Source organism: Phycisphaeraceae bacterium (assembly GCA_020851465.1).
Lineage (GTDB): Bacteria > Planctomycetota > Phycisphaerae > Phycisphaerales > Phycisphaeraceae > JADZCR01.
This window is the reverse complement of the sequence record JADZCR010000008.1, coordinates 123,329-129,621: the sequence shown is the minus strand read 5'-3', so window position 1 is coordinate 129,621 and position 6,293 is coordinate 123,329. Positions and strand designations below refer to the sequence as shown.

Here is a 6,293-nt window from a genome sequence, read left to right as displayed (position 1 = left end):
CAAAGAGGACGGTGCCTGCGGTGATGTCGGGGAAGGCGGCGTTGGTGAAGGCGAGGTTGTAGTTGTCACGGCTGGCGAAGGTGACGGTCCCGCCCTGCGTCCAGGTGTTGATGGAAGTTGCCGAGCGGGTGACGTTGGCGGTGGCGTTGACGGAGACGCCGACCTTGCCGCCTGCTGCGGTGATCTCCAGCACGCGGCCAGAGGCAAAGCCGGACACGTTGCCCGACAGCAGGGTGCCGCCGTTGACGGTGAAACCAGCGTTGCCCGTATCACCACGAACATCCAGAACGCCTGAATCGACCTGGAAACGGTCGGTAGTTTCACCGGAGCCGGAGAGGGCGGTGGAGCTGTTGAGCACCCACGTGCCGCCGCCGGTTTTGGTGAGCGTCTGCGCGCCGGTTGTGCCGCCGTACAGGCGGTTTCCCGTGGTAAGGTTGGTCGTGAAGGTGATGCCGTTGTCAACCTCGACCGTCGGACTGCCCGTAAACGTGTTGCTGGCGACGTTGTTGAAGGTGTGATCGACAACGGCGATGTGCAGGGTTCGTCCGGGGTTGGTGTTGGCTGCTAACAGGTTCTGCAAGGCCAGGTTTCCGCTGGTGAGGTAAGCGGAGTTCTCGCTGGTCAGTGTCCCGTCCGTCAGCGCCCAGTAGTAGTTCGCGTTGAACGAGCCGGTGGTGAAGTCGATATTGCGCAGCACGACCTCCCCGGTGCCGGTCTTGCGGTAGATCGCGCCGTTGGTGGCGGGGGTGGTGATGTTCTGGCGGTCGTTCTCAAACCAGGCGGCGGTAGCCGTGGTGCCCAGCGTGAGCTTCGCGCCGCTCTGCGCCTGTACGACGAGGTTGCCGGCGGTGGAGTAGTCGGGCTTGGTCGGGTCGTCGGTGAGTGTGACGTGCCCGGTGTAAGTTACATCGCCCGACCAGGCGCCCAGGCCGGATGAAGGCACGTTGGCGGTCACGCCTGCGCCGACGATCATCGGGCGGGTGAAGGTCTGGCCGACGTTGGCGCGGTCATCGAAGAACAGCAGCCCGTATGTGTTGTTGATATTGGTGCCAACGTAGATATTGCTGGTGCCCAGAGCTGCGTCGCTGTCAGCGACGACGATGCCGCTCATGTTCGAGGTCTGGCCGCCGACGTTGAGTCGCGCGAAGCTGTTGGCGGAATTACTCAGGCGGATCTGCCCGCCGTAGGAGGGGCTGTTGTTGGTATTGTTGTAGGCCTCAATGGTCAGCGCGTATCCGCCGCCAGCGTCCGTGATGGGATCGGCGATCTCGTGGAGCGGGCCTTTGACTGTCAGGCCGGAGACGTAATTGAACAGACTGTCTCCGTAAGCACGAAAGGCGCGATCGGCGGTGAGGGTGAGGGTGTCGCTGCCAGTGGGCAGGTCGAGGGTGACGGATTGGTCAGCGTAGGAGGTGTCACCGTAGCCGAAACTGATGCCGGAGGCGTAGTCGGTGGTGTTGCCGCTGTTGATCGTGACGGGAGTTCCTCGGGCCGCGAAGCCGCCGGTGGCGATGGCGGTCCACTGATTCGAGCCGGTGCCCTTTGAGCGGCCGAAGGATGACCAGGAGAGGTTGTCGAGCACGACCACGGCCCGGTCGCCGATGGAGACGTACCCCGAAGGAAGCTGGTTGGCGGCTGAGATGCTCAGAATGGCGTGAGCCATGAGGACGTTGCCGGTGCCGGTGACCGACTCGCCTGCGCCGGGGCGGATCTCCAGCGGTCGGGCGGAACCTGTTCCGTTGTACAGATAGATGTTGTCGTCGTTGACCGTGAGCGAGCCGGTCAGTCGCGTGAGCACATAGGCAGAGAGGTAGTGCCGGCTGGCACTGGTGCCCGCCATCACGATGTCATTGGAGATGGTCTGGGGGTTGGTATTGAAGCGGATGAAACTGCCAGCGTTGCCGGCACCGCCCATCATCGTGATCGTGCCGGTGCCCAGTGCGCCGTCCACCTGGCTGATCAGGTCACTGCCCTTAGTCGCGGTACCCAGGTCGATGCCCCCGCCGAATGTGTTAGCTGACTGGAGTGTCACAATTGCGCCGGCGGCGTTGGCGTCGTTAGGCGAGGTGATGGTCATCTTGGTCGAGGCACCGCCGATGGCCCCGCCGGTAAAGTTGTAGTGGATGACGGGACTGGTGCCAGGCGCGCCGCCGATATTGATCGCGCCGGGCGTGACGCCCCCGGCATCAACGGTGATGGTGTAGGTGGCGGTTGCAGCTGCGGAGGTGTCGAACGTAACCGTGTCGCCGTTGGTGAAGGTATCGGGTGAGCCGCTGTTGTCCCAGTTCAGGCTGGTGGTGTCCCACGCACCGCTGCCAGCCACATCCCAGGTGATGTTGTCAGCCCGGGCGGAAGAAAATCCCGCAAGTGAGGCGGGCAGAATGACCGCAGTGGCGATCGTCCGCCACAGATGGCGCTTAGCATTGAGGGTACGGGTTCGCGCGAAAATGAAGTTATCCAAAACTGACCCCTTCTCCCCCGCAATACTTTCCCAACAAATCAAAACGCTCCATCTGCTGTTGAATCAAACCATCCGATTACGGCGACCAACCAAGGCAACGCCCGCGAGCGTCATCAACACAAGACTCGCCGGCTCGGGAACGAAGACGACGCCGGTGAAACTCACTGGCAGGTCGCCGATGGAAGCGGAAGTAGTGTGCGTAGTCCAGTCATCGGAACTGGCTCTGGAAGCAATTCGGCCAAGCCAGCCGGAGTCGCCTCCGACACCTGCGGGGTATGGAGCGTAAGCAATGTAAAGAGTGATTATGTCACTACTGCTGCTGCCGGCTGCATAGCTGGTGGTGAACAGGTAAGACTGCCCTTGAATCAGGTCAATCGGCGAGTCGAAGTTCCATGTCAAAGTGTTAGCCCCGGAAGGGATCGTATTGACCGGTACATCAACCTTGCCCAGTAGGGTGCCATCTAACTCACGCAGGGCCAGAGTAAATACTTGGCTGGGGTTGAGGGCTCCTCCCTTTGTGAGTCGTAGTGTCACGTCACTGATCCGGACAGTTGCTCCAACGGGAACCTCGCCATCGGTGATGGAAAACTCCGTACCTATGCGTGAACCTCCGCCTCCCTGCGTTATGATCGAAGTGCTTCCCATTGTGCCGTAAGGCTGGCTGATATCAGGGATGATATTGGTGTCCGAACCGTTGGCAAAAATGACATAGGGGTCGGATGACACTGAGATCCACGCGCCGCCATTAGTCTTAACATTTCGATGCTGTGCGGGGTCGAGAGCGCGATCGTAGGGGCGGTAGGCATTGCTCGACGATGAAGTGTAAATAAGCATGGACTCGCCGCCCCCGAGGGTTTCTGGCTGGGTGACGAGGTGATAGACATTTCCAGACGTGAGATTGACTGCGGTGAATGCAGTCATGGAAACGGGGTTACCGTCCACAGGATCAAATACCGTCGAACTGAGAAATGTGCCGTCGGGCGCACCGCTGCCGTTATCCGCCTGGATGCCGATGCGAAGCGTGGTTCCCGCATCGACGCCGACGTATCGCTGCATCGCACGGTCAATAGTGAAGTTACTTGTCGCAGTGAAGCTGACGGAATAGGCATCGTCGAGCGAATTGAGGGTCTGGCCGACGGAGTTATAGTTCCAGCTGTCGGTCATAGGCAGGCCGAATGTACCTGTCTGACCGGCCAGATAGCGCGGCGAAGCAACGGCTGCCGTAGTTATTGATGCCCACACAGCCGCAAACATCAGTGGGTGGAGTCGGCGTATTTTTGATATGGCCATCTCTCCTCCTCTTTCCTTTGATCTAGAGATGAAAACCGGGCGCATCTTCCGCAGATGCGATCCCATCAAAACAATTCAAATGCAATAGTCAGCCTACATCCCTAATCCACGCCTGACAACCCCGGAAATGAGAAAATATTCTCTGAGAAACATGATCTCCGAGGTATAGCGTTAAAATAGGCAAGGGTTTCAGCAAGCCGAGCAATAACTGAAGTAGCTAATGGCTCAGCCCTTATGAAACAAGGGAAGAATTGCTATTTCGGCCGCTCTCGAACCGCCGCGGCTCCGTATCGGGCGGCTGTTACGCGCTGAAGCTGCTGCCGCAGCCGCACGAACTAGTGGCGTTCGGGTTCTTGAAGACGAAACCGCGTCCCATGACCTCATCTTTGAAGTCGATCTCGACGCCGTTGAGATAGAGATAGCTCTTGGGATCGCAGACGATGGTGATCCCGTGCTTTTCGAATTTTTCGTCGGTCTCGCGTTCCTGCTCGGTCAGGTCAAGGACGTAGCTGAAGCCTGAGCATCCGCCGCCTTTGACACCGACGCGGAGACGAACCTTGGCAGCATCAAGCTCCTGCTTGTCTGACTGATCCTTGATGATGTTGCGAATTTCCTTTGCCGCAGATTCCGACAGTTCGATGGCCATGATGCGATACACTCCGTGTGTGGGTGGGGGTCCACCGGTTGATGCATTATAGGCGGGTTCCCCAGCCTCGCCTATTTATTCGAAATAACTCGGCAATCTCACGCGGTTGCCGGTTCAGTTCTCTTACCTGTTCCAGACGCCGCCGTTTCCGCAGCCTCCTGCTTTTTTTTGTAGTCCGCGATGGCACTCTTGATCGCGTCCTCTGCCAGCACCGAACAGTGGATCTTCACCGGCGGGAGGCTTAATTCCTGCACGATGTCGGTGTTCTTGATCTGCGAGGCCTCCTCGAGCGTCTTCCCCTTCATCCATTCGGTTGCCAGCGAGCTTGAAGCGATCGCGCTGCCGCAGCCGAAGGTCTTGAATTTTGCATCCACGATCTTGCCTGTGGCGTCATCCACCTGGATCTGGAGTTTCATGACGTCGCCGCATTCAGGGGCGCCGACGATCCCTGTCCCGACGTTACGGGATTTTTTGTCGAGGCTGCCCACGTTGCGCGGGTTGTCGTAATGGTCGAGGACTTTGTTGCTGTAAGCCATGTGTCAATCCTTTCACAAAGCGGGGCCGGCTGGCCGCGCGACAGACTGGAGAAAATACTGGTGCCCTGATTCGACTTCCGTGATCCGCGAATACATTCAGTGCTTACCCCATTCGACGCTGTGCGGGTCGATGCCTTCCAACGCCAACTCATAAAGCGGGCTCATTTCCCGAAGTTTGTTGACACCTTTGACCACTGCGTCGATTGTGTAGTCGATTTCATCCTCTGTGGTGAAGCGTCCCAGGCCGAATCGCAGCGAGCTGTGCGCCATGTCGTCGCCGATCCCCAGACTCTTGAGCACATAGCTCGGCTCCAAGCTTGCGCTGGTGCATGCTGAGCCGCTGCTGACAGCGATCTCCTTGATTGCCATCATCAGGCTCTCGCCCTCAACATAGGCGAAGCTGATGTTAAGCGTATGCGGCAGACGCCGCTCCGGGTGGCCGTTGACATTAACGTGATCGAGCTGGCTGGTGATGCCCTGTTCGAGCTTGTCACGCAGACCCGCCAGCCGTTGTGATTCGTCAGCCATCTCCTTCATGCAGATTTCAGCAGCGGCCCCCATACCAACGATACCTGGCACGTTGAGCGTCCCGCTGCGCATGCCGCGCTCATGTCCGCCGCCATCAAAGATCGGAGTGAGCCGGACGCGCGGTTTGCGACGGCGCACGTAAAGCAGGCCGACACCTTTTGGCCCGTACATTTTGTGGGCGCTGGCGCTGAGCAGATCGATGCCTGCTTTTTCGACATCGCAGGGCAGTTTGCCGACGTATTGCGTTGCGTCGGTGTGAAAGAGCGTGTCTTTTTCTTTGCAGATCCGGCCGATCTCGGGAATTTCGTTGATCGTTCCGATCTCATTATTGGCCCACATGAGCGACACCAAGATCGTGTCGGGTCGAATGTGTGCCGCAACCTGTTCCGCGTAGATCACGCCGTCTCGCCCCGGTTCGAGCCAAGTGACGTCGTAGCCTTCTTTCTGGAGACGCTTACACGGATCCAGCACCGCCTTGTGTTCGTGGACAGCGGTGATGATGTGCTTGCCCTTCTCCTTGTACATATCAGCCACGCCTTTGATGGCGAGGTTATTTGACTCGGTTGAGCCGGAGGTCCAGACGATTTCCTTGGAACTGGCACCAATCAGTGCTGCAACCTGTTCACGGGCTTTGTCCACCGCAGCCTCGGCGGTCCAGCCGAACTGATGGTTGCGGCTGGCTGCGTTACCGAAATGGACGGTGAAGTAGGGCAGCATCGCCTCAAGCACACGCGGATCGACCGGCGTGGTCGCGTTGTAGTCAAGATAGATGGGCAACTTCACAGACATCGCAAAACTCCTTCTCTTTCTCTCCCGCATCACGACAAACAAC

At 58.7% G+C, this 6,293-nt stretch carries 5 protein-coding genes; all 5 read right to left on the bottom strand.

Annotation, left to right across the window (positions count from 1 at the left end; translation table 11 throughout):
• On the bottom strand, positions 1 to 2,461 hold a 2,461-nt coding region (locus IT444_10845), incomplete at its 3' end, for a hypothetical protein (protein ID MCC7193267.1).
• Positions 2,462 to 2,524: 63 nt separating this feature from the next.
• A complete protein-coding gene (locus tag IT444_10840; GenBank protein MCC7193266.1) occupies positions 2,525 to 3,751 on the bottom strand; it encodes a PEP-CTERM sorting domain-containing protein in 1,227 nt (408 codons plus the stop codon).
• Positions 3,752 to 4,052: 301 nt separating this feature from the next.
• A complete protein-coding gene (gene erpA / locus IT444_10835) occupies positions 4,053 to 4,397 on the bottom strand; it encodes an iron-sulfur cluster insertion protein ErpA (GenBank protein ID MCC7193265.1) in 345 nt (114 codons plus the stop codon).
• A 98-nt stretch (positions 4,398 to 4,495) separates the two neighbouring features.
• Positions 4,496 to 4,933: a Fe-S cluster assembly scaffold IscU gene (gene iscU / locus IT444_10830; GenBank protein ID MCC7193264.1), complete on the bottom strand. Its 438-nt coding sequence runs from the start codon at positions 4,931 to 4,933 to the stop codon at positions 4,496 to 4,498.
• 96 nt (positions 4,934 to 5,029) lie between these two features.
• Complete coding sequence (locus IT444_10825) at positions 5,030 to 6,244, bottom strand: IscS subfamily cysteine desulfurase (protein MCC7193263.1); 1,215 nt, start codon at positions 6,242 to 6,244, stop codon at positions 5,030 to 5,032.
• Positions 6,245 to 6,293 lie beyond the last annotated feature (49 nt).